Below are 23503 nucleotides of genomic sequence, written 5' to 3' on the forward strand. Positions count from 1 at the left end.
ACATTCGACCGGTCCGCTCCAACCCGAACTGCCACTCGCGACCACCCTTGTGCGGGCTGATCTCGCGTGTCGTCCCTCAGCGCACTGCTGGCGCTGCTCAACGGCTGAGCAGCTCGCCCAGCGGTTTGTCGGCCAGCGAGCCCAGCACGAGGTCGGCGTGGTCGAAGTTCAGCACCGCGGTGATCGCGTTCGGTACGGCGACGCACTCGAGCCCGGCGGCCTTCGCCGCGGTGACGCCGTGCGGTGAATCCTCGAACGCGATCGCCTCGGCCGCGGGCAGGTCCAGCGCGGCGAGCGCGGCCAGGTACAGGTCCGGGCTCGGCTTCGCCTCGTGGAGGTCGCCGGTGAGCACGGCCTCGAACGCGTCCGCGAGACCGAGCCGCTTCAGGTGCGTGGTGACCCAATCGCCGGTCGAGCTCGACGCGATGGCCAGCCGCAGGCCCTGTTCCTTCGCGTCGGCGAGGTACTCCTCGACACCTGGCCGTGGCCCCACGGCTTCCAGCAGCTCGGTGACCCTGGCGCGGACGCCGGTGCGGACGGCGACCCGGTCGAGGTTCTCGTCGTTCTTCTCCAGCAGCTCGAACATCGCGACGGCGGTGTTCTGGGTGCCGATCACGGTGTGCCAGACGTCGAGGGGGAGTTCGTCGCCGCGGGCGCGGAAGGTCTCCTGCCAGGCCACGAGGACGGCCGCTTCGGTGTCGACCAGCGTCCCGTCGAAGTCGAAGATCAATGCGCCGGTCATGGGACGAGTCTACGTCTTGACTCACTGAGTGGTACGGATTACCGTACGCATTCGTTAGGAAACTTACCAAACGAACAATGTACTCGAAGTGAACGCCGCGCACCCGTCCCTCTCAACCCGCCGCCACGGATTCCCGGGGAGATCGATGTGAAGGCCCGAACCCGACTACTGCCACTAGGCGCGGCCGCCATCCTGTTGCCGACGCTGCTCAGCGGCAATGCGCAAGCCGCTGATGTCCTTTTGTCCCAAGGAAAGCCCGTCCTCGTCTCCTCGGTGGAGTCGTCGTCCTACGGCGGCCCGCTCGCCGTCGACGGCAAGACGAGCACCCGCTGGGCGAGCGCGGAAGGTGTCGACCCGCAGTTCATCCGCATCGACCTCGGTGGCCCGTCGGCCATCAACCGGGTCAAGCTGAACTGGGAAGCCGCGTACGCCAGCGCGTATCGCCTGGAAGTCTCCAACGACGGCTCGGCGTGGACCTCGATCAAGTCCGTCACCGGCGGCAACGGCGGGACCGACGATCTCACCGGGCTGTCCGGCCGCGGCCGGTACCTGCGCCTCGTCGGCACCAAACGCGCCACCAGCTACGGCTACTCCCTTTGGGAGATGCAGGTTTACGGCACGTCCGACTCCTCGGGCGACACGCAGGCGCCCACCGCGCCGTCGAACCTCAAGGCCGGTTCGGTCACCGCGTCCACTGTGGACTTGACGTGGACCGGTTCGACGGACAACGTCGGCGTCAGCGGCTACGAGGTGCTGCGCAACGGCCAGGTCGTCGGCACTACAGAAAGCGCTTCCTACACCGACAGCGGGCTGAGCGCGTCGACCGCGTACACCTACACCGTCCGAGCAAAGGACGCCGCCGGTAACACCTCGGCGGCCAGCAACCAGATCCAGGCGACCACGCAGGCGGGCGGCTCGTCGTTCGTCCTCGCCGCCTCCGGTGACATCGCCGAACAGTGCACCGCTTCGTCGTCTTCGTGCGTCCACCCGAAGACGGCCGCGCTGGTCGGCCAGATGAACCCGGCCGCGGTGATCACCATGGGCGACAACCAGTACGACGACGCCCACATCGAGGACTTCACGAAGTACTTCGACAAGACCTGGGGCAAGTACAAGAGCATCATGCACCCGGTTCCCGGCAACCACGAGACCTACGACCACACCCCGCTGGGCGCCTACAAGCAGTACTTCGGCAAGATCGCGACGCCGAACGGGAAGACCTACTACAGCTGGGAAATGGGCAACTGGCACTTCGTCGCCATCGACAGCACGGAGTTCTCGCCCGGTCTCGCCGCGAACGCGATCAGCGACGAGCAGCTGAACTGGATCAAGCAGGACCTGAAGAGCAACACCAAGCCCTGCGTCGCCGCGTACTACCACCACCCGCGCTACACCTCGGGCGACCACGGCGACAACGACAAGATGGCCACGCTCTGGGAGACCCTGGTCCAGAACAAGGTCGACCTGGTGCTCAACGGGCACGACCACCACTACGAGCGCTTCTATCCGCAGAACGTCGACGGTGACAAGGACCCGGCGGGTCCGGTGCAGATCATCGGCGGTGGCGGCGGGGCGACCCTGTACCCGGTCAAGACCGAACACCCGGCCACCGCGAAGGCGATCTCCACCTACGGCGTGCTCAAGCTGAACATGTCGGACAACGCCTTCTCGACCCAGCTGATCGGGCTCGACGGCAAGACGATCGACTCCTCTCCCACCTACACCTGCCACTGATTCCCGTGAGGAGGTGCCGCGTCGCGCCGCGGCACCTCCTTCCGGCGCTGGAGGTCCCCCATGTACATAGCCACCAGTAGGGGAGCGGACGCCGCGGCGGAGGTCCCGAAGAGCGGCGTCAAACGGGCCGTCACCGGGAACGTCGTCGCGCTCGGCCTGGTCAGCCTGGTCACCGACATCTCGTCGGAGATGGTGACCGCGGTCCTGCCGCTCTACCTCGTCCTCGGTCTCGGCCTGAGCCCGCTGCAGTTCGGCGTGCTCGACGGCCTCTACTCCGGTGTCACGGCCGTCGTCCGGCTCGTCGGCGGCCATCTCGCGGACCGCTGGCAGAAGCTCAAGGCGGTCGCCTGCTTCGGTTACGGGCTCTCGGCACTGGGCAAGATCGGCCTGATGCTGGCGGGTTCGTCCACCGTCGCGATCGGCGCGGTGCTCGCGGCCGACCGCACCGGCAAAGGCGTCCGGACCGCCCCGCGCGACGCGCTGATCACCTTGAGCAGCGATCCCGAACATCTCGGTCGCGCGTTCGGCGTGCACCGCGCGATGGACACCTTCGGCGCGTTCCTCGGCCCGCTGGTCGCGATGGCCGTGCTGTGGCTCAGCCTGGGCAGCTACGACTCGGTGTTCTTCACGAGCTTCTGCATCGCCGCGATCGGCGTGATCATCCTGGTGGTGCTGGTCAAGGACCACCAGCCGAAACCGCGCGCCGAACGGGCCAAGGTCTCCTTGCGGGAGACCGCCGGCCTGATCCGGCAGGCGTCGTTCCGGCGGATCTGCGTGTGGGCGGCGCTGCTGGGGCTGGTCACCCTCAGCGACTCGTTCCTCTACCTCGTGCTGCAGCGCCGCTGGGACCTCGGCGCGGTCTTCTTTCCCTTGCTGCCACTGGGAACCGCGGGCGTGTACCTGCTGCTCGCCGTGCCGTTCGGCAGGCTTTCGGACCGGATCGGCCGCTGGAAGGTGTTCCTCGGCGGGCACATCGCGCTGGTCGTCGCGCTGCTGGCGCTGCTCGGCCCGGTCGACGGCGGCATCCTCGCGGTGCTTGCGCTCGTGCTGCACGGTGTCTTCTACGCGGCCACCGACGGTGTCCTGATGGCCGCGGCCGGACCGCTGCTGCCCGAACACCAGCGGGCGAGCGGGCTGGCGCTGGTGCAGACCGGGCAGGCGACGACGCGGATGCTCGCGTCCGTCCTTTTCGGACTCGCCTGGACCACCTGGGACCTGCACGCCGCGGTCTTGGTCGCCGCGGGCGCGCTGGCCGTGGTGGTCGTGGCGGCCGCCGTCCTCCGTCCGTTGCGGACCTACGCGTGAGGGCGCGGATCCTGGGCGTGGTGGCGGCGGTCGTCGTCCTGATCGCGGCGGCCGTCGGCTACGGCGTCCTGTCCCGGGACCGCGGGCCCGCCGTCAACTCGGTCGCCGTCGTCACCGGGCAGCCGGTTTCGGTGCAGGCCAAGGGACAACTGCTGTTCCGCAACACCGCCGAGGGCCCGGACTTCGGCCATCTCGCCACCGTCCCGGCCGATCGTCCCGGCGAACCCCGGAAGGTGTCCGGCCTCAGCTGCGACCGGTTCGCCGCGTCGGCGGGGACGGCGCTGTGCCTGGCCGCGCAGCCCGGGGTGCTGCCGCCGATGACCGACGTGATCGTGCTGGACAAGGACCTCAAGGAGATCCGCCGGATCGAACTGCCCGGCACCCCCAGCCGCGGCCGGGTCTCGCCGGACGGGAAGCTCGCCTACTGGACGCTGTTCGTCAACGGGGATTCCTATGCGGAGACCGGGTTTTCGACCAGGGCGGGGATCTTCAACCTGACCACCGGGAAGCTGATGAAGAGCATCGAGGAGATGGGGCTCCTGCTCGACGGCAAGCCGTACTACTCGTCCGACGTGAACTACTGGGGGATCACCTTCGCCCCCGACGGCAAGAAGTTCTACGCGACGGTCGGGACGAAGGGGAAGACGTACCTGGTCGAGGCGGACTACGAGAAGCTCGTCGCGAGGATGATCCGGGAGAACGTCGAATGCCCGTCGCTCTCGCCGGACGGGAAGCGGATCGCCTTCAAGAAGAAGGTCTCCGCCGATCTCGCGGCGCCGTGGCGGCTGGCCGTCCTCGACCTGGCCTCCGGCAAGGAAACCCTGCTGGCCGAGACGCGGAGCGTGGACGACCAGGCGGCCTGGCTCGACGACCGGACCGTGGCGTACGGCGTGGACTCGGCGGTCTGGTCGGTTCCGGCGGACGGGAGCGGGGCGCCCCGGGAGCTGGTCGCGCAGGCTGCTTCACCCGCGGGTGTGTAGGCCCATCGCTTCCGCCTGCTCGCGGAACACCTCGTAGGCGTCGGTCCCGAAGAGCACGAACCGCACCAGCTCCACCGAACACGACCCGGCCGCGAGCGTGTTCACCACCGTTTCGAGGGCGATTTCCGCCGCGGACTCGACCGGCCACCGGTAGATCCCGGTCGAGATCGCGGGGAACGCCACGGTGTGCGCGCCGAGGTCGGCGGCCACGTGCAGCGAGTTGCGGTGGCACGCCGCCAGCAGTGCCGAGCGGTCTTCGGAGCCGGACCACACCGGCCCGACGGTGTGCACCACCCAGCGCGCCGGAAGGCGGCCCGCCGTGGTGGCGACCGCCTCTCCGGTCTTCAGTCCCTTGCCGTAATGCCCCGCACGCAACGCCCGGCATTCGGTGAGGATCTCCGGCCCGCCGCGGCGGTGGATCGCGCCGTCCACCCCGCCGCCGCCGAGCAGTGACGAGTTCGCGGCGTTGACCACGACGTCGACCTGTTGTTCGGTGATGTCGCCTTCCACCAGTTCGATCATCGTGATCGCTCCGTCAGTCGGTGAAGTACTCGATCAGTACCGGGGCCACGGCCTTCGGCTTGAGCATATGCGTCTGGCCCTCGATCGTGCGGTGCTCGGCGCCGGGGACCGCCTTCGCCAGCGCGGCGACCCCGTTGCGGATCCACGCGGGGCTCTTGCCACCGTCCATGACCAGCGTCGGCACGGAAACGCCCGCCCAGCGGCCTTCGGGCAGCGGGGTGCCGTCGTGCAGGCCGTCGAACAACGCGGCGTCGTAGCGCAGGGTCGGCGCGACCTTCTTCAGCTTCGGCCACGCGGGCATGAACTGCATCATGAAGACGACCGGGGCCGGGACGCGGACGCCTTCCCGCATGAAGGTCTTGATCGCGGTGCCGGGTTTTCCGGCGGCGATGGCCTTCTCCAGCCGTTCGTCGTAGTCGGCCGGGGCCGGCGGGCGGGTGTCGTCGACGACCAGCGGGAATTCGTAGACCGCCAGTTTCGTGATCGGCAGCCCGGCTTTCGCGGCTTCGAGGGCGAGCGCGGCGCCGGAGGAGATCCCGTAGACGTGGGCCGTCCCGCCCGCTTCCTTGATCAGTGCCGCGATGTCCTCGACTTCGCGGGCGACGGAGAACGGCGCGGTGTCGCCGCTTTCGCCGCGGCCGCGGCGGTCGTAGGTGTAGACGGTGAAGTGCGCGGCCAGTTCGGCGGCCAGCGGTTTGGCCGGGCCGAACTCGCGGTGGCACATCGCGCCGTCGACCAGGATGACGGCGGGGCCGGAGCCGGTGCGGGTGTAGGCGATGGTGGTGCCGTCTTGCGAGGTCACGGTGCTCATGGCGGGAATTCTCCTAGGGTTGTCTAGCGGCTTGCGCGGAGGATGACGGCGGTGACCCAGCCCCAGGCCAGCATCACGGTGGCCCAGAAGGCGAGCATCACGACGGCGTTCGCGTTGCCGGAGCTGATCCCGGCGAACGAGGCGAAGAACGCGATGCCGGTGGCGCGGGAGTAGACGGCCCAGCCGCGGTGGCCCTCACGGGAGAAGCGGCTCGCGAACACGAAGGTCGCGACGATCAGCGAGAGGAATCCGACCGAGCCGGCGGCCATGTGCAGGACACCGGCGGTGCTGATGGTGGCCTGGCCGGAGCCGGCCGGGAACCCGTTGCCGGGGTCGGCCTTGAAGACCGCGGCGAAGAGCAGGCTGACGCCGAAGACGCCCAGCAGCCGTGGCCCCCACGTGCTGCCTCTTCCCGGTTCGAGCGTCCGGCTCAGCCCGATCGCCCCCGCGATCATCAGCACCCCGGTGACCAGGAAGTTCGCCACCTGGATCCAGCCGGCGTCGCCGTTGCTCAGCATGCTCGCCGGGTGCTTCGTCATGTCGAAGCCGTCGCGCACGGCGGCCTGGGTGAGCGTGGTCAGGAAGTACAGCGGACCCGAGACGGCGCCGCAGGCGAGCAGGGCGCGGGCCGGGAGCGCGACGTGGGTGCGGGTGGCGGTGATGGTCATCGGTTTCTGCCTTTCGGGGCGCTGGGTGCGTTGGCACTACCTTCGCTCCGAAAGTCTCGATTGTCAAGACAAAAAAATTTGTCGGTGGTGCCGCCGGGGCACCGCGAGGTGTCGCGACGGGGTGGCTACTTGCCGTTTCGCAAGGTCAGGAGGGTGATCTCGCTCGGCGCGAAGACGCGCAGCGGCGGTCCCCAGAAGCCGGTGCCGCGGCTCGTGTAGAGCTGCGTGCGCTCGCCGTGCCGCGAAAGCCCGGCCAGCACGGGCTGGTCGAGCCGGACCAGGAGGTGGAACGGCCAGATCTGGCCGCCGTGGGTGTGCCCGGAGATCTGGAGGTCGATGCCCGCCTCGGCGGCCTGCTTGACCTGCTTCGGCTGGTGGGCGAGCAGGACGACCGGCGTGTCCGAGGCGACGCCGTCGAGCGCGGCGGGGAGGTCGGGGCCGTGGCCGGGCAGGCCGGAGGCGGCGCCGGTCGGGTCGTCGATCCCGGCGAAGACCAGCGTGTCGCCGCCTTGGCGGACCTTCGCGTGCCGGTTGTGCAGCGTGTCCCAGCCGAGGTCGCGCATATGGTCGAGCCAGGCCTGCGCCTCGCCGAAGTATTCGTGGTTGCCGGTGATGTAGAACTTGCCGAGCTTCGCCCGCACCTTCCCGAGCGGCGCGACCTGCTCCTGCCGCTTGGTGACCGAACCGTCGGCGAGGTCACCCGCGTGGGCCACGACGTCGGCGTCGAGCTCGTTCGCCACTTCGACGACCTTCTCCGACCATTTCGTCCGGTTCAGCGGGCCGAAATGGGTGTCGGTGATGATCGCGAAGCGGAGACCGTCGAGCCCCGCGCCGAGGCGGGGGAGCACGACGTCGAGTTCCTTGAGCCTCGGCACCCGCCGGGCCTCGAACATCCCGTACGCCGCCAGCCCCGCGAAGGCGGCCAGGACGACGCCGGACACGATGCCCGCCGCACTGTCCACTCCGGACACGGCGAGGACGAGCCTCAGCACGTTTCCGAGTACGGACAACGAGAACAGCAGCCAGATCAGCCCGAGGGAGAGGTCGCCGATCTTCGCCGCGACGTCGCGCTGCCACGGCCCGTGGCCGAGGACCATGCACGCGGGCACGGCGAGGGCCGCGGCGGCGAACACGATCGTGCCGAGGACTTCGAGCGCGGACGGGAGTTCGGGGAGCCGACGATCGTCCACCACGGCACACCGAACAGGAGGGCGAGAACGGCGATCAACGCGGCGACGCGGACAAGGATGCGGGGCATGATGACGGCAAGACTAACAGCCCATTGGTCTCTACCGCCGTCTTCGCTGAGGGGCGTCTCAGGTACGTAGGCGGGCGTACGCGAGATGTCGCTTCACGGCCGACGCTTTTCGTCTGGCCGCGGAAGACACTCGACGCATGATTCGGACGATCGAACGTGTCGCCTACGCGACCGGGGCGCTCCTGTTCCTCAGCGGTCTCGTGCACGCGGTCGTGCTGGTCGCGTCCGGCGGTTCGTGGACCGGGCCGCTGTCGATGCGGAAGGCGGTCACCTTCGGCCTGTCGTTCGGGCTGACGCTGATCACCGTCGCCTGGGCGACGTCGTACGTCGCGGTGCGGCCGCGCGTGCGGAACGTGCTGCTCGGCGTCTTCACCGGGGCGAGCGTCGTCGAGACGGTGCTGGTGGGCATGCAGGCCTGGCGCGGGGTGCCGTCGCACTTCAACTTCGAGACCGGTTTCGACAATGCCGTGTCGACGACGCTCGCGGCGGGCGGCGGCGTCCTCATCCTGACGGCGGTGACGTTCACGGCGGCGGCTCTGCGCGGCGACGGGGAGACGTCGGCGAGCATGCGGCTCGCGGTGCGGTTCGGGCTCGTCGCGCTGCTGGTGGCGCTGGGCGCGGGCGCGGCGATGATCGCGAGCGGTGTCGTCGAGGCGCGGGGCGGGAACCCGCAGCTCGCGTACACCACGGCCGGCGCGCTGAAGCCGCTGCACGCGGTGGCGATGCACGCGATCCTCATCGTGCCGGGGCTCGCCTGGCTGCTGCGGTTCGCGGACTGGACGGAACGGCGGCGCGTGCGGCTGGTGTGGGTGGCGATCGGCGCTTATTCGGTGCTGACCGCGGTGGTGGGGGTGGAGTCGGTGACCGGGGTTTCGCCGCTGGCGGCCTCGCCGATCGAGATGGTGACTTCGGGGCTGGCTTTGGCGGTGCTGGGTTCGGCGGGCTTCGCGGCTCTCCTCGAAGCCCGCCGAGCTCGCTAGCGGCCCACGTAGGTGCGAAGGTGCCGCGCCGTGAGCGTCTCCCCGGAAGCGACCAGATCGGCCGGAGTCCCCGTGAACACCACCTGACCCCCGTCCGAACCGGCGCCCGGCCCGAGATCGACGATCCAGTCCGCGTGCGCCATCACCGCCTGGTGGTGCTCGATGACCACCACCGTGTTCCCGTCGTCGACGAGCCGGTCGAGCAGGCCGAGCAACTGGTCGACGTCGGCGAGGTGCAGACCGGTGGTCGGCTCGTCGAGGACGTAGGTCGCCGACTTCTCCGCCATCCGGATGGCGAGTTTGATCCGCTGCCGTTCCCCGCCGGACAGTGTCGTGAGCGGCTGCCCGAGCCCGAGGTAGCCGAGGCCGACGTCGGAAAGCCGGTCCAGGATCGTCCGCGCCTGCCCCGACGGGAAGAACTCGCGCGCCTCGGCGACGGGCATGGCGAGGACCTCGCTGATGTCCTTGCCCCGCAGCTTGTAGGTCAGGACCTCCGCGGTGAACCGCTTGCCCTCGCATTCCTCGCAGACCGTGGCCACGCCGGCCATCATCGCCAGGTCGGTGTAGATCAGCCCGATGCCCTTGCACTTCGGGCACGCGCCTTCGGAGTTCGCGCTGAACAAGGCCGCCTTGACGCCGTTGGCCTTGGCGAACGCGGTGCGGATCGGGTCGAGCAGGCCGGTGTAGGTCGCCGGGTTGCTGCGCCGCGAGCCGCGGATGGCCGACTGGTCGAGCACCACGACGTCGTCCCTTGTGGACAGTGAACCGTGGATGAGCGAGCTCTTGCCCGAACCGGCGACTCCGGTGACCACGGTCAGCACGCCCAGCGGGATGTCGACGTCCACCCCGCGCAGGTTGTGCCGGGTCGCGTTCCGGATGGGGATCTGCCCGGCCGGCACGCGGACGTCCGTGCGCAGCCGCGCCCGGTGGTCGAGATGCCGTCCGGTCAGCGTGCCGGACGCCCGCAGGCCGGCGACGTCGCCGGTGTAGCAGATCCGCCCGCCGTTCGGCCCCGCGCCGGGCCCGAGATCCACGACGTGGTCGGCGATCTCGATCGTCTCCGGTTTGTGCTCGACGACGAGCACCGTGTTCCCCTTGTCCTTCAACAGGAGCAGGAGACCGTTCATCCGCTGGATGTCGTGCGGGTGCAGCCCGACGGTCGGCTCGTCGAACACGTAGGTGACGTCGGTGAGGCTGGAACCCAGGTGCCGCACCATCTTCACGCGCTGCGCCTCGCCGCCCGACAGTGTCCCGGATTCGCGATCGAGGCTCAGGTAGCCGAGGCCGATCTCCACGAGCGAGTCGAGGGTGCCGCGCAGGGTCTGCATCAGCGGACCCACCGACGGATCGTCGATCTTGCGCAGGAAATCGGCGAGATCGTTGATCTGCATCGACGAGCAGTCGGCGATGTTCAGTCCCTCGATCTTCGAGGACAGCGCCGCCTGGTTGAGCCGCGCGCCGTCGCACGCCGGGCAACGCCGGAAGGTGATCGCCCGGTCCACGAACGCCCGGATGTGCGGCTGCGTAGCGTCCTTGTCCTTCGACAGGAACAGCCGCTGCACCTTCACCAGCAGGCCTTCGTAGTTGGTGTTGATCCCGCCGAGCTTCATCTTGGTGGCCGGCTTGTGCATGAAGTCTTCCCACTGCTGCGGGGTGTAGTCCTTCAGTTTGACCGCGGGATCGACGAAGCCGGACTCCGCCAGCCCCTTCCAGTACCAGCCGCCGGGGGCGAAGTTCGGGACGGTGATCGCCCCTTCGTTCAGCGAAAGCTCTTTGTCGACGAGCTGGTCGCTATCGATGCTGGAGACCTTCCCCAGCCCTCGCATTCGGGGCACATCCCCTCGGGGAGGTTGAAGCTGAACGCTCCCGACGTCCCCACGTGCGGTTTGCCCAGCCTGCTGAAGACGATCCGCAGCATCGTGTGCGCGTCGGTCGCGGTGCCGACCGTGGAGCGGGAGTTGGCCCCCATCCGCTCCTGGTCGACGACGATCGCGGCGCTCAGGTTCCGCAGCGTGTCCACGTCCGGCCGGCCGACCGGGGCCATGAAGGACTGGATGAAGGCGGTGTAGGTCTCGTTGATCAGCCGCTGCGACTCCGCGGCGATGGTGCCGAACACCAAGGACGACTTCCCCGAGCCGGAGACACCGGTGAAGACGGTGAGGCGGCGTTTGGGGATGTCGACCGAGACGTCGGCGAGGTTGTTCTCTCTGGCTCCGCGCACCTGGATCATGTCGTGGCTGTCGGCGGCCGAAGGCATGGCTCTCCCCTGGTTGGAACTCTTTAGCCTGTAAAGTGAGGGTAGCAGAGGTTAGTTTATGCTGTAAGGAGTTGGCAAGTGGTCGTCTACGCGGCGCAAGGGGACCCCCGGCGGTCGATGGCCCTGCTGTGGCGGGCCGAGCCGCCGGACGCCGAACGGCCCGGCCCCAAACCGGCGCTTTCGGTGGACCTGATCGTCGAAACCGCCATCACCATCGCGGACGCCGAAGGCATGCCGGGCCTCTCGATGCGCGCCGTCGGGGACAGGCTCGGCCGGACGGCCATGGCGCTCTACACCTATGTCCCGAGCAAGAGCGAGCTGGTCGATCTCATGTACGACAAGGCGCTCGCCGAGCTTCCGGCCACTTACGACGGAGACGGCTGGCGCGCGGACGTGGCCCGCTGGGCCGAGGATCTCTGGGACTTCTACCTGCGGCACCCCTGGGTCCTGCAGGTCTCGCAGGCGCGGCCGGTGCTCGGGCCGAACGAGTACGTCGTGCTGGAGGCGCTGGTGAAGATCCTGCGCCGGACCGGGTTGCGCCCGGCGGCGCTGCGACGGCTGGTCAGCGCGCTGTACTCGTGCGTGCGCGAGCCCGCCAGGACGGCTTCGGAGGCCCGGCTGGCCGAAAAGGTGACAGGGCAGTCCGACGACGAGTGGTGGTACGCGCGGTCCGCGCATCTGAAGGAGGTCTCGCCGGACTTCGCCGAGCGATTCCCGACGCTGACCTGGATGGAGGCCGAGCAGGCGTTCCGGATGGAGGACGAAACGGTGTCCTATCTGGAGCAGGAGGCGAGGGAGGCCTTCGAGTTCTCGCTGTCCGTCCTGCTGGACGGAATCGAAGTCGCGACCAAAGCGGAGTAGCCTTCTCCGCATGCCCTCCGATTTCGCCTTGAAGACCATGAACGCCGTCCACCGCGTCATCCAGAAGGTCAGCGGCGGCCGCGCCGGCTGGCAGGTCGCCGGGATGACCGTGCTGGAGCTGACCACCATCGGCCGCAAATCCGGCCAGCCGCGCACCGTCCTGCTGACCTCGCCGCTGCGCGAGGGCGACGCGTACGTCATCGTCGCCTCCCGCGGCGGCGACGACCAGCACCCGGCGTGGTTCCTCAACCTCCGCGACAACCCCGACGTCCAGGTCACGCTGAAGGGTGAGGCCGCGCAGCCGATGGTCGCGACCGTGGCCGACGCCGGGCAGCGCGCCCGCCTGTGGCCCAAGATCACCGCGGATTTCAAGAACTACGCGCAGTACCAGACCAAGACCGAGCGGGAGATCCCCGTGGTGCTGCTGTCGCCCAAGGCGTAGCCCGGGCACCGACCGCGCCGCATCCCCCGCACGGGCCGGGTCCATCGGCCCTACCGGCGAGTCGGTAAGCCGGGGACCGTGGACCTCGACGCAGAGGAACTACGAGAACGCGGGGATGCCGATGTCCGACTCCTTGGGTCTCGAAACGCTCGGCCGCGAGCAGTGCCTGGCGCTGCTCGCGGACGCCGGGCTCGGCCGGGTGGTGTTCACCTCCCGGGCGATGCCCGCCATCCAGCCGGCGCGGTTCGCGCTGCACCACGGCGCGATCCTGCTGCGGACGCCGTCGCACAGCCCGTTGTTCGCCGGGGTGCTCGACACGGTGGTGGCGTTCGCCGTCGACGAGTTCGCCAAGGACCTGGGGACGGGCTGGTTCGTCACCGTCGTCGGCCGCGCCGCCGAGGTGCGCGATCCGCTGGTGATCGCCGAACTCGAGACCTTGCCGCTGGGCTGCTGGACCGGCCGGGCGGACTCCCGGTATCTCCGTATCCCGATCGAGTCGGTAACCGGTCGAAGGATACTCGGCGTTCGCGGTAACGAAGCACTGTCCGTGATCGACGCACCAGATGAGCGATCCGGGCGCGTTTGTCATTCCTGACCCCACTGCCCGGGGAGTTACTCCGGGACGGTGACGGCGGTGCGGCGGGTGAATGCGGCGAGTGACGCCAAGGCGCCGAGGATTCTGGACGCGGTGGCGGGGATCGCCCACGATCTCAGCCTGTCCGACATCCTGCGGCGGATGGTCGAATCCGCCTGCGAGCTCACCGGTGCGCCGTTCGGCGCGCTCAGCGTGCTCGATTCGGACGAGTTCATCCGCTTCGGCGACGCCTGGGAGCGGCCGCCGTCCGGTGACGACGCCCGCGTGGTGCCCATCCGGATGCGCGGCCGCATCTTCGGGATGCTGTACCTCGCTCCCAAACCGGACGGTGAGGAGTTCACCGAATCCGAGAACGACCTGCTCGTCGCGCTCACCGCGGCGGCCGGTGTGGTGATCGAGAACGCCGCGCTGTTCGACCAGGTGCAGCGGCGTGAGCGCTGGCTCGAAGCCTCGTACCACGTCACCGGGGCGCTCCTGACCGACCAGGATCTGACCGCGACCCTCCGCCTGATCGCCGAACGCGCCCGCGTCGTCGCCGGTGGCACCGCGGGCGCGGTGGCCCGCCCGCGCGGTGACGGGCACTTGGTCTTCGAGATCGTCGAGCCGCCGGGCCCGGACTCGGACCGGCTCGCCGGGATCGCCGTGCCGGCCGAGGGCACCGCGACCGGGCTGGCGTTCACCACCGGAAAACCCGTCGTGGTGCGGGATTACGGGGAGAAGGTGGTCGAGTACCAGGGCGGTCGCGGCGCCGTGATGCCCGCGGCGATCAAGGACCTCGACTCCACGGTCGCCGTCCCGCTGATCGTCGGCGAGGAGAAACTCGGGGTCCTGCTGGTGGCGAAGTTCCGCGACCGGACCCCGTTCTCCGCCTACGACGTCCAGCTCGCCGAGACCTTCGCCGCGCACGCCGCCCTCGCGGTCGAATTCGCTCGCGCGCAACAGGACAGGCAGCGGCTCGCCGTCTTCGAAGACCGCGACCGGATCGCCCGCGACCTCCACGACCTGGTGATCCAGCGGCTGTTCGCGATCGGGCTCGGGCTGGAGGGGCTCAGCAGGCTCGCGAGCGAACCCGCCGTCGCCGACCGGGTGACCGGCTTCGCGCACGAGATCGACCGCACCATCCGCGAGATCCGCAACAGCATCTTCTCCCTACAGGAACCGGCGGAGGCACAGGGCAGCCTCCGGTCGGAGCTGCTGAGGGTCGCGCTCGACGCGGGCTGCGCGTCGGAACCCCGGGTCGGGTTCGACGGGCCGCTCGATTCGACGGTGCCGGACACGGTCCGCACGGACCTCATCGCGACACTGCGCGAGGCACTGTCCAATGTGGTCAGACACGCCGCGGCGACGACGGTCTCGGTCGACGTCGCGGTCGACCGGGACGGGCGATGGCTCGAACTCTCGGTGGTGGACGACGGTGTCGGCATGCCAGCCGAGCCCGGGCATCGCAGCGGGGTGACGAACCTCGCCGAACGCGCGGCCCGCTGGAACGGGACGTTCCGGGTCGCGGCGAGACCCGAAGGCGGGACGAGGCTCGACTGGTCGGTGGAGCTGCCGGCCCGACAGGGGAGTGTGGGATGACGATTTCGGTGTTCCTCCTGGACGATCACGAACTCGTCCGCACCGGGCTCAAGACCGTCTTCGAGGCCGAGGACGACTTCACCGTGGTCGGCGAAGCCGCCACGGCCGCCGAGGCGTATGTGCGGATCCCCGCGGTCAAACCGCAGGTCGCGGTGCTCGACGTCCGGCTGCCGGACGGTGAGGGAGTGAGCGTCTGCCGGGAGATCCGGGCGTCCGTCGACCCGCCGCCCGCCTGCCTGATGCTGACGTCCTATTCGGACGACGACGCGTTGTTCGGCGCGATCATGGCGGGCGCGGCGGGCTACATGCTCAAGCAGGTCTCCGGCGGTGCGCTCGTCAAGGCCGTCCGTACGGTCGCCGCGGGCGGGTCGCTGCTGGACAGCACGCTGACGGCGTCGGTGATGAACCGGCTGCGCGGCGAGACCGACCTCCCGGACCCGCGATACGAACAGCTGAGCCCGCAGGAGCGGCGGGTGCTCGACCATATCGCCGACGGGCTGACCAACCGCCAGATCGCGGAAAAGCTGTACCTGGCGGAGAAGACGGTCAAGAACTACGTGTCGTCCCTGCTGCACAAGCTCGGTTTCGAACGCCGCACCGCCGCCGCCGTCTACGCCACCCAACGCCGTAAGCCCACTTCCTAGAAGAAGGTGAACCCGCCGGCGAAATCGGGATCCTCGCGCAGCACGCGGCGCAGTTCGTTGAGGGCCCGGTGCTGGGTGACGCGGACCGCGCCCGCGCTCGCCATCCCGAGCGCGCCGGCGGTCTCCTCGGCGCTGTACCCGTGGATCACGCGCAGCACCAGCACATCGCGCTGCTTCGCCGAAAGGACCTCGAACAGCCGCGACAACCGGCGGCGGCGATCGGCCCTCTCGACCTCCTCGAACGTCGGGTTCCACGGTCCGTCTTGGTCGGGCTCCGGATCGGGCACCGGCGCGGACGGGTCGCGGGCGAGGCTGCGGCGGACGTCGGCGACCTTGTGCGAGGCGATCCCGAAGACGTACGGCAGGAAGCTGTTGTCCTGGTAGCTGTAGCGCGGCAAGGCGACGAGGACGGCCATCAGGACTTCCTGCGCGCAGTCCTCGGCGTTGGAGACGCCGCGGATCGTCCCGCCCAGCCGGCCGGCGCAGTACCGGAACACGATCGGCCGGAGGAGGGCCAGCAGGCTCTCGACCGCGCGCCGGTCGCCACTGATCGCCGCGCGGATCAGTGCGCCGTCCGGCTCGCCCGGGCGGGGCACGTAGGTCGGGCGCACCGCTTCGGACACGGTCATCACGCCGGATCGGCCGTTCTCGGCGCGCCCCTGTGCGTTCCCATCATCCCCACCTCCCGAAAGCCCCCAGCCCTCTTTGGTCCTGCCGACGTTACGGAGCGCGCCCGCGCGTCACACCGGTATAGGAGCCCGGAGTAGTCGGGTCTTTGGACCCTGGTGGGCCGCGGGGTATGGACTTTCGCCAGATTGGTCTAGACAATTAGCCCAGCGCGGCGGCAGGCCGCCCTTTCACGGAGGAATCGCGATGAGGCGTTCCAGATCCTTGGCATTTCTGGCCGTTTTGGTGCTCACCTTCACCGGCCTGATCACCGGCGGTGGCACCGCGAACGCGGCCAACCTGCTCCTCAATCCCGGTTTCGAGGCGGGTTCGACCTCCGGCTGGTCCTGTGCGGCGGGCTCGGCCGTGCGCACACCGGTCCGTTCGGGCGGTTACGCCGTTTCGGTCACGCCCGGCTCGACGATCGGCAAATGCGCACAGACGGTATCCGTCCTGCCGAACACGACCTACGCGGTTTCGGCCTGGGTGAACGGGAATCCGGTGTACCTCGGCGTCACGGGCGGACCGTCGACCTGGACCGCGGCGACCTCCTACACCCGGCTTTCGCTCTCGTTCACGACGTCGGCCACCCAGACGACGGCCGAGGTGTACGTGCACGGGTGGTACGGGTCGGGCACCTTCTACGCGGACGACATCAGCCTCGACGGACCCGGCGGTGGCACCCCCGGCGCGCCGCCGACCCCGGGCAACCCGGCCGTGGGCACAGTGACGAACTCGTCGATCGCGCTCTCGTGGGGCGCCTCGGCGGGCACGGTGACCGGCTACCGCGTGTACGAGGGCGGGACCGTGGTCGCGACGGTGACCGGGACTTCGGCGACGATCTCGGGACTGACGGCGTGTTCGTCGCACAACTACTCGGTGGCCGCGTACAACAGCGCGGGCGAATCGCCGAAGACCACCGAGGCGGGCGCCACGACCTCCGGCTGCGTCGACACCGGCCTGCCGAAACACGCGCTGATCGGCTACCTGCACGCGAGTTTCGCCAACGGCTCCGGCTACACGCGGATGGCCGACGTCCCGGCGGCGTGGGACATCATCAACCTGGCCTTCGGTGAACCGACTTCGGTGACCTCCGGCGACATCCGCTTCACGCGGTGCCCGGTCGCGGAATGCCCGACGGTGGAAAGCGACGCGGATTTCATCGCCGCGATCCGTGCGAAACAGGCGCAGGGCAAGAAGGTCCTGATCTCCATCGGTGGCCAGAACGGTCAGGTCCAGCTGACCACGACCGCCGCGCGCGACGCCTTCGTCAGCTCGGTGTCCGCGATCATCGACCGGTACGGGCTGAACGGGCTCGACATCGACTTCGAGGGACACTCGCTGTACCTCAACTCCGGCGACAACGACTTCCGCAACCCGACCACACCGGTGATCGTCAATCTCATTTCGGCGTTGAAGACGCTGAAAGCCCGCTATGGCGCGGGTTTCGTGCTGACGATGGCGCCGGAGACGTTCTTCGTGCAGACCGGATACCAGTACTACGGCGGCCTCGGCGGCGCCGACAACCGGACGGGGTCGTACCTGCCGGTGATCCACGCCATGCGGGACGCGCTGACCGTGCTGCACGTCCAGGACTACAACTCCGGACCGGTGATGGGTCTGGACAACCAGTACCACTTCATGGGCGGCGCGGAGTTCCACATCGCGATGACCGACATGATCAAGGCGGGTTTCACGGTGTCCTCGACCGGGTTCCGGTTCCCGGGGCTGCGTGAGGACCAGATCGCGTTCGGCCTGCCCGCCGCGGTGAGCGCGGGCAACGGGCACACCGCGCCGGCGGCGGTGCATTCGGCACTGAACTGCCTGGTGAAGAACTCCGGGTGTGGGTCGTACTCGTTGCGCGGCGGTGCTTCGCCCGCGCTGCGGGGGCTGATGACGTGGTCGATCAACTGGGATCGGTACTACGGGTGGGAGTTCCAGAACGCCCACGAGCCGTTCCTGAACGCTCTGCCCTGAACGCATTTAGAGGACTGAATGCGTCGGTTGTGAGTACGGCTACGGGCGTACGGTTCGTTAGTACGTGAAGGCCCCCTTCACTGCGCTAGACGCAGTGAAGGGGACCTTCACGGACTTCAGGGCTTGTGGGCGTCGGCCACGGGCCGGGAGGCGTTGCGAAAGCCGCTTTCGCAACACGTTCGCGCGGCCTCGGGGGCGACCTGACCTGTGCGCCCCAGCGGCCGTGTCGCGAAAGCCACTTTCGGGACATCAGACGTCGCGAAGGTGGCTTTCGCGACACTCTCGCCCGGCCGCAAGACCCAGCATTTAGTCCTCTGAATGCGATCGATGCACGCGCAAGGACCGCATTTAGAGGACTGAACGCGGGCAAGGGAGCGGGCCCGCACCGTGCAGCATCGGTGCGGGCCCGCGGTTCGGGGAGCCGGGGGCTGAAGGGGCCCTTCCCCGCATCTGACGTGGCGAAGGCTCCCTTCACCGCGTCGGATGCGGCCATGGGCCCCTTCAGCCCCCGGCCAGGGACGTCAGAAGCCCGCGGTGATCCGCGTGAAGTCCCAGTCGTTCTGTGCGATTCCGCTGCAGTTCTCGGCGACCCCGCCGTTCGGGCAGCCCCGGTCACGGTTGGTCGACCAGAACGCCAGCCGGGCGATCTTGTTGGTCTTCGACCAGTTCGTGATCCGGGTCCAGGTGTCGAGACTCGTCAGTTCCCGCTGGTCCGAAAGGCCGTTCATCCCGCTGATGCCCAGGTGGGCGTACGCCGTGGCGTCGTCCCACCCGAAGGCCGACTTCAGCTTGTCCCGCAGCCCGTTCGCGGCGTTGATCGTGTTGCCGTACATGTCCGCGCCGCCACCGAAGTCGAACGGCATGATCGTGTAGACGTCGATCCCGGCGTTCAGCGCCTTCGACTGGTCGATCAGCCGCTGGCCCCAGAAGTTCGGGCCGGTGGTCGTCGTGCCGAAGGTGAGGATGGTCTGGATGCCGGGGTTGTTCGCCTTCACGATCTTCAGCGCGTTCAGCACACGGTCCTGCACGGCCGCGTTCTCGAACTCGTCGGTGTTCTCGATGTCGATGTCGATCGCCTTGAGACTGTAGGCGTCGATCACCTTCTGGTAGGCGCCGGCGAGCGCTTCCGGCGTCGAGCAGTTCGGGCCGAGCTTGTTGCCGCTCCAGCCGCCGAAGGACGGCACGATCTGCCCGCCCGCGGCCTTGATCTGCGCGATCGCGTTCGCGTCGACGCCGCCCTGCAGCGGACGGCTGCCGTCCCAAGCCGGATTGCAGCCCCCGGACGACAGGATGAACGCCATCGTGAACCACTTGATCCCGGTCGCGTTCATGACGGTCTGCGGGTTCGGCGGGCTGCCCCAGCCCATGTACAGGTACGGCGCGCCACGGCCGCCGGGCAGCGGCGGGTTGCTCGTGGTCGTCGTCGGAGAGGTCGTGGTCGTGCTGGTGGGGGTGGTCGGCGTCGTGGTCGTGCCACCGCCCGGATCGCACGAACCACCGTTGATCTTGCAGTTCGCCGGGGCGACATAGCCGCCGGAATACTTGACGTTGAAGCCGAAGCTGGTGGAACCGCCGTTGGAAAGGTTGCCATTCCAGGTGTTCTTCACTGTCACGTGCTGCCCGGAGACCGAGTAGCTGCCGTCCCACAGCGAAGCGATCGAGTGCCCCGCGGGGAGGTCGAATTCGACCGTCCAGGCGGGAAGGCTCGAACCCGAGTTGTTGCTGATCGTGTACTTGCCTTCCCAGCCCGAGCCCCAATCGGAGCCCTTGCTGAAGGCGGCGCCGACGCCGCCGGCCGCGGAGGCCGGCGCGATCACGAGGACCGCGCCGGCCGTTGCGGCAGCGGCGGACAGGCCGATGGCCTGGATCCAAGTCCGCTTAGCCACTGTCAACCTCTCAGTTCAGGCCATTGCGCATGGCCGTGACCAGTTCACCGTTGGAGGTGTCACCACTGAGCTCCCAGAAGAACGCGCCGCCGAGACCCTGGTTCTTGGTCCAGCCCATCTTTCCGTTGATGGTCGCGGGAGTGTCGTAGCTCCACCAGTTGTTGCCGCACTTCGCGTACGCGGTGCCCGCGATCGTGCCGGTCGACGGGCAGCTGTTCTTGAGGATCTTGTAGTCCTCGATGCCCGCCTCGTAGGTGCCGGGTGCCGCGCCGGTCGCGGTGCCGCCCGGGGCGTCCTGGGTCACGCCGGTCCAGCCTCGGCCGTAGAAACCGATACCCAGCAACAGTTTGCTCGCCGGGACACCCTTGGCCTTGAGCTTCTGGATGGCCTCGTCGGAGTTGAAGCCCTGCTGCGGGATGCCGGGGTACGAGGTCAGCGGCGAGTGCGGGGCCGTCGGGCCCTGCGCCGCCCAAGCGCCGAAGAAGTCGTACGTCATGACGTTGTACCAGTCGAAGTACGCCGACGCGGGGCCGTAGTCGGCGGCGTCGATCTTGCCGCCGCTGCTGGCGTCCGCGGTGATCGCGGCGGTGACCAGGAACGAGGAGCCGAACTTGGTGCGCAGCGCCTGTGCCACGTTCTTGATCGCGGCGGGACCGCTGGTGTCACAGGTGAGACCGCAGGCGTTCGGGTACTCCCAGTCGATGTCGATGCCGTCGAAGACGTCGGCCCAGCGCGGGTCCTTGATCAGCTTGTAGCAGGACTCGGCGAACGCGGCCGGGTTCTTCGAGGCCTGGCCGAAGCCGCCGGACCAGGTCCAGCCACCGAACGACCACAGCACCTTCAGGCCCGGGTACATCTTCTTCAGCTTGCGCAGCTGGTTGAAGTTGCCGCGCAGCGCGCCCGCGTCCCACGTGTCCGCGACACCGTCCACACTGGACGCGGCGTCGTAGAACTTGTCGTAGTCGGCGTAGGTGTCGTCGTTCGCGGTGCAGGAACCGTTGGTCACGTTGCCGAACGCGTAGTTGATATGCGTCAGCTTGGCCGCGGAACCGGAAGTGTGGATGTTCTTCACGTGGTAGTTGCGGCCGTAGACGCCCCACTGCACGAAGTAGCCGAGGTTCTTCTTCGCGCCCGGGTTCGGGTTCGAAGTCGTGGTGGTCGGCGGGTTGCTCGTGCTGGTCGACGTCGGGGATTGGACGTCGTGGTGGTCGGTGTGGTCGGCGTCGTGGTCGGGTTACCGCCGCCCGGGTCGCAGGAGCCGCCGTTGATCTTGCAGTTGGCGGGCGCGGTGTAGGCGCCGGAGTACTTGACGTTGAAGCCGAAGCTGGTGGAACCGCCGTTGGAAAGGTTGCCGTTCCAGGTGTTCTTGACGGTCACGTGCTGGCCGGAGACGGTGTAGCTGCCGTCCCACAGCGAAGCGATCGAGTGTCCCGCCGCGAGGTCGAACTCCACCGTCCAGGAAGGGAGACTCGATCCCGAGTTGTTGGTGATCGTGTACTTGCCTTCCCAGCCGGACCCCCAGTCCGAACCCTTGGTCAGGGTGGCTCCGACCCCTCCCGCCGCGTTCGCCGGGACGGTCACCAGACCGACCGCCAGCGCCGCGACGGCCGTGAACAGGCCGACCAGATGCCATCTTTTTCTCGACATTTCACTCCTTACAACCCGGTGCCGGGAAATGATCTTGGAGATGATTTCGTCAAAGGGAAATCGGCGACATCGCGTTGCCTCGGCCGAAACCGGGCAGGCGGGGATGAGTCTTCATCGACCACCTCCATGCGGAACGCTTTGTTGCGGGAGACGGTACGTGGTCTGGACCAATATGGGAAGCATCACTACGTAGAGTGGTGATTTTCCTGCGAACGGCCTAATACGTTCGACAGCGTTAACCGTTCACTGGTTCGGTGCCATTCAGCGGCGGAATTCGTCCATTTCGCCGAGGCGGGCGATATTGGCCGATTCATCGGGGTCGGGCACGACCCCGGAAAGGAACACGTCGGTGATTTCGACGGCCACGTCGGGAGCGAGCCGCTTGAGGCTCAGTGCCAGCACGTTCGCGTCGTTCCACTTGCGCGCGCCCGCGGCGATCCAGGTGTCCCAGGCCAGCGCGGCGCGGACTCCTGGCACCTTGTTGGCCGCGATGGCCGTGCCCGTCCCGGTCCAGCACATCACCACGCCGAAATCGGCCTCGCCGTCCGCGACCGCCCTGCCCACCGCCGCGCCGAGTTCCGGCCAGACGTCCGACGCCGCGGGCCGGAGCACCTCGTGGCCCGCCTCGGCGAGATAGGCCTGGACGGCGTCCGTGGTGGCGTTCCGGTCGTCGGCGGCGAAGGCGATCCTCATGTCCGGATCGTAACGCCGCGTCGACAGGTGACGAACCGCAAGTCATGGGAGGATCTCGGCGTGGACTCGTCTGCGGAGGAGCACCAGGTCCAGCGTGACCAGGAGATCGCACGGACACGGATTCTCGAAACCGCCGCCCGCCTGATCGGCGAGGCAGGCTTCGCCCGGCTCAAGATCGGCATGATCTGCGCCAGGACCGGCTATCCCAGCGGCGTCGTCTACCAGTTGTTCGGGTCGAAGGAGACGCTGGTGCAGCGGCTCGTCGAGTTCGCCGCGGAGAAGTTCGCCGACGTCTTCAGCGCCGCGGTCGCCACGCGGACCGGCGGGCTGACGCCCAGCCCGATGGACATGCTGCGCGCCCTGCTGGACATCTTCTTCGAGCTGCTCACCGACATGCCGCCGCTGAACCGGGCGTTCGTGGTGCTCTGGACGGACGCGACCGTCGGCGATCCGGCGGTGCGGTCGGCGATGACCGAGGCCGACCGCCGGTACCGGTTCGCCATCGCGCAGACCGTCGCCGCCGGGCTCGCGGACGGGTCCATCACCGGCGTCCGCGACCCGGACGCCTACGCGGCCGCGCTGGTGGGGCAGCTGCGGGGGATCGCCGTGGCCTCGATCATCGACCCCGGCGGGATCGATCTGCGCGCCGTCCGCGCGGAGATGGAGTACGCCGTGGACCGGCTCGCCTAAAGAGTCTTGGCCAGCTCGGCCGCGCCGAAGGAGACGTTGAACCGATCGCACCAGATCGTCACGCTCGAATAGCGCGCGAGATCGGTGCCCGCGGGCAGGGTGTAGTTCTGGCTTCCCTTGTTGCCCTTGAGTTTTCCGGCGCTCACGTACGCGCCGTCGTCGAACACGGACCAGCCGGCCTTGCCGGGAATGACCGGCGCGTCGGTGAGCCAGACCCGCAGATCCGGGCCGTTGCTCGTGTCGAGGTTCTCGAGGCGCAGCACCAGGGATCCGTCGGCCGCGCGCAGGATCCGGACGTCGCCGGTGGTCGCGTGCTCGTGGCTGATCAGCGCGCCGGTCGCCACGACCGTGGGCTCTTTCGGGCGGGCGCGGCACTTTCCGACGGCAGAGCCGAGGGCGCGGCCGAAGGCTGGGCGACGACGGGTGCGGCCTCCTGGACCGTTTCGTTCACCCAGAGCTTCCACGGCTGGAACCAGTAGAGGCCCGCGGCCACCGCCACCACCAGTCCGGCCGCCACGACGGCGAGTACGCGCTTGCGTTTCATGCGTTCATTGAACCCCGTGAGCG

At 68.6% G+C, this 23503-nt stretch carries 20 protein-coding genes and 3 pseudogenes; 11 read left to right on the forward strand and 12 right to left on the reverse strand.

Features of this window, described 5'->3' with window-relative positions:
• Positions 1–97: 97 nt before the first annotated feature.
• The gene (locus MJQ72_RS17425; protein ID WP_240600271.1) at positions 98–742 is read right to left on the reverse strand and encodes an HAD-IA family hydrolase; all 645 of its coding nucleotides are present in this window, start codon (positions 740–742) and stop codon (positions 98–100) included.
• A gap of 147 nt (positions 743–889) precedes the next feature.
• Between MJQ72_RS17425 and MJQ72_RS17430 the strand changes: the two genes are divergently transcribed.
• Genes MJQ72_RS17430 through MJQ72_RS17440 form a run of 3 tightly spaced genes read left to right on the forward strand, consistent with a single transcriptional unit; the run spans position 890 to position 4761 of the window.
• Positions 890–2476, forward strand: a complete 1587-nt coding sequence (locus tag MJQ72_RS17430; protein WP_240600273.1) for a discoidin domain-containing protein — start codon at positions 890–892, stop codon at positions 2474–2476.
• Between the two features lie 60 nt (positions 2477–2536).
• Positions 2537–3781, forward strand: a complete 1245-nt coding sequence (locus MJQ72_RS17435) for an MFS transporter (protein ID WP_240600276.1) — start codon at positions 2537–2539, stop codon at positions 3779–3781.
• Positions 3778–4761: a hypothetical protein gene (locus MJQ72_RS17440; RefSeq protein ID WP_240600279.1), complete on the forward strand. Its 984-nt coding sequence runs from the start codon at positions 3778–3780 to the stop codon at positions 4759–4761. The genes MJQ72_RS17435 and MJQ72_RS17440 overlap by 4 nt, the downstream gene beginning before the upstream one ends.
• Here the strand turns inward: MJQ72_RS17440 and MJQ72_RS17445 are convergent.
• The 4 genes and pseudogenes from MJQ72_RS17445 to MJQ72_RS17460 form a co-directional block, all read right to left on the reverse strand.
• Complete coding sequence (locus MJQ72_RS17445) at positions 4744–5283, reverse strand: O-acetyl-ADP-ribose deacetylase (RefSeq protein ID WP_240600281.1); 540 nt, start codon at positions 5281–5283, stop codon at positions 4744–4746. The two genes, MJQ72_RS17440 and MJQ72_RS17445, sit on opposite strands and share 18 nt — an antisense overlap.
• 13 nt (positions 5284–5296) lie before the next feature.
• Positions 5297–6094, reverse strand: a complete 798-nt coding sequence (locus MJQ72_RS17450; protein WP_240600284.1) for an alpha/beta fold hydrolase — start codon at positions 6092–6094, stop codon at positions 5297–5299.
• 23 nt (positions 6095–6117) lie between these two features.
• Positions 6118–6762 (reverse strand): DUF998 domain-containing protein, encoded by a 645-nt coding sequence (locus MJQ72_RS17455; RefSeq protein WP_240600287.1) that lies wholly within the window; start codon positions 6760–6762, stop codon positions 6118–6120.
• Between the two features lie 125 nt (positions 6763–6887).
• A pseudogene (locus tag MJQ72_RS17460) lies at positions 6888–8020 on the reverse strand (metallophosphoesterase).
• A gap of 137 nt (positions 8021–8157) precedes the next feature.
• On the opposite strand from MJQ72_RS17460, the gene MJQ72_RS17465 reads away from it, so the two are divergent.
• Entirely contained in the window at positions 8158–9000 is an 843-nt protein-coding gene (locus MJQ72_RS17465; protein ID WP_240600290.1) for a hypothetical protein, read from the forward strand.
• Here the strand turns inward: MJQ72_RS17465 and MJQ72_RS17470 are convergent.
• A pseudogene (locus MJQ72_RS17470) lies at positions 8997–11257 on the reverse strand (ATP-binding cassette domain-containing protein). The gene MJQ72_RS17465 and the pseudogene MJQ72_RS17470 sit on opposite strands and share 4 nt — an antisense overlap.
• Positions 11258–11335: 78 nt before the next feature.
• Here MJQ72_RS17470 and MJQ72_RS17475 point away from each other — a divergent pair.
• From MJQ72_RS17475 to MJQ72_RS17495, 5 genes are all read left to right on the forward strand, one after another.
• Positions 11336–12118, forward strand: a complete 783-nt coding sequence (locus MJQ72_RS17475) for a TetR/AcrR family transcriptional regulator (RefSeq protein ID WP_240600293.1) — start codon at positions 11336–11338, stop codon at positions 12116–12118.
• Between the two features lie 10 nt (positions 12119–12128).
• Positions 12129–12560 carry a nitroreductase/quinone reductase family protein gene (locus tag MJQ72_RS17480; RefSeq protein WP_240600296.1) on the forward strand — a complete coding sequence of 144 codons (432 nt, stop codon included), beginning with the start codon at positions 12129–12131 and terminating at the stop codon, positions 12558–12560.
• Between the two features lie 115 nt (positions 12561–12675).
• Positions 12676–13155 (forward strand): pyridoxamine 5'-phosphate oxidase family protein, encoded by a 480-nt coding sequence (locus tag MJQ72_RS17485; protein ID WP_240600299.1) that lies wholly within the window; start codon positions 12676–12678, stop codon positions 13153–13155.
• Between the two features lie 30 nt (positions 13156–13185).
• Positions 13186–14733 (forward strand): GAF domain-containing protein, encoded by a 1548-nt coding sequence (locus MJQ72_RS17490; protein WP_240600301.1) that lies wholly within the window; start codon positions 13186–13188, stop codon positions 14731–14733.
• On the forward strand, positions 14730–15377 hold the full coding sequence (locus MJQ72_RS17495; protein WP_240600304.1) for a response regulator transcription factor: 648 nt from the start codon (positions 14730–14732) through the stop codon (positions 15375–15377). The genes MJQ72_RS17490 and MJQ72_RS17495 overlap by 4 nt, the downstream gene beginning before the upstream one ends.
• On the opposite strand, the gene MJQ72_RS17500 is transcribed toward MJQ72_RS17495, so the two are convergent.
• A complete protein-coding gene (locus MJQ72_RS17500) occupies positions 15374–16006 on the reverse strand; it encodes a sigma-70 family RNA polymerase sigma factor (protein WP_240600307.1) in 633 nt (210 codons plus the stop codon). The two genes, MJQ72_RS17495 and MJQ72_RS17500, sit on opposite strands and share 4 nt — an antisense overlap.
• Before the next feature lie 244 nt (positions 16007–16250).
• Between MJQ72_RS17500 and MJQ72_RS17505 the strand changes: the two genes are divergently transcribed.
• Positions 16251–18020, forward strand: coding sequence for a chitinase (locus MJQ72_RS17505; RefSeq protein ID WP_240600310.1), 1770 nt, complete (start codon positions 16251–16253; stop codon positions 18018–18020).
• Between the two features lie 521 nt (positions 18021–18541).
• Here the strand turns inward: MJQ72_RS17505 and MJQ72_RS17510 are convergent.
• From MJQ72_RS17510 to MJQ72_RS17520, 3 genes and pseudogenes are all read right to left on the reverse strand, one after another.
• A complete protein-coding gene (locus MJQ72_RS17510; RefSeq protein ID WP_396426989.1) occupies positions 18542–19879 on the reverse strand; it encodes a cellulose binding domain-containing protein in 1338 nt (445 codons plus the stop codon).
• Positions 19880–19916: 37 nt separating this feature from the next.
• Positions 19917–21553: pseudogene (locus MJQ72_RS17515) on the reverse strand (glycosyl hydrolase family 18 protein).
• Positions 21554–21814: 261 nt separating this feature from the next.
• On the reverse strand, positions 21815–22246 hold the full coding sequence (locus tag MJQ72_RS17520) for an RpiB/LacA/LacB family sugar-phosphate isomerase (protein WP_240600316.1): 432 nt from the start codon (positions 22244–22246) through the stop codon (positions 21815–21817).
• A 60-nt stretch (positions 22247–22306) separates the two neighbouring features.
• On the opposite strand from MJQ72_RS17520, the gene MJQ72_RS17525 reads away from it, so the two are divergent.
• A complete protein-coding gene (locus MJQ72_RS17525) occupies positions 22307–22936 on the forward strand; it encodes a TetR/AcrR family transcriptional regulator (RefSeq protein WP_063273720.1) in 630 nt (209 codons plus the stop codon).
• On the opposite strand, the gene MJQ72_RS45075 is transcribed toward MJQ72_RS17525, so the two are convergent.
• Both MJQ72_RS45075 and MJQ72_RS45080 read right to left on the reverse strand, forming a co-directional pair.
• On the reverse strand, positions 22933–23280 hold the full coding sequence (locus MJQ72_RS45075) for a DM13 domain-containing protein (protein ID WP_396426951.1): 348 nt from the start codon (positions 23278–23280) through the stop codon (positions 22933–22935). The genes MJQ72_RS17525 and MJQ72_RS45075 overlap by 4 nt on opposite strands.
• A complete protein-coding gene (locus MJQ72_RS45080; protein WP_396426952.1) occupies positions 23262–23480 on the reverse strand; it encodes a hypothetical protein in 219 nt (72 codons plus the stop codon). Before MJQ72_RS45080 ends, MJQ72_RS45075 begins: the two co-directional genes overlap by 19 nt.
• Positions 23481–23503: the final 23 nt, after the last annotated feature.

Origin of the sequence: Amycolatopsis sp. EV170708-02-1 (genome assembly GCF_022479115.1) — a bacterium.
GTDB lineage: Bacteria > Actinomycetota > Actinomycetes > Mycobacteriales > Pseudonocardiaceae > Amycolatopsis.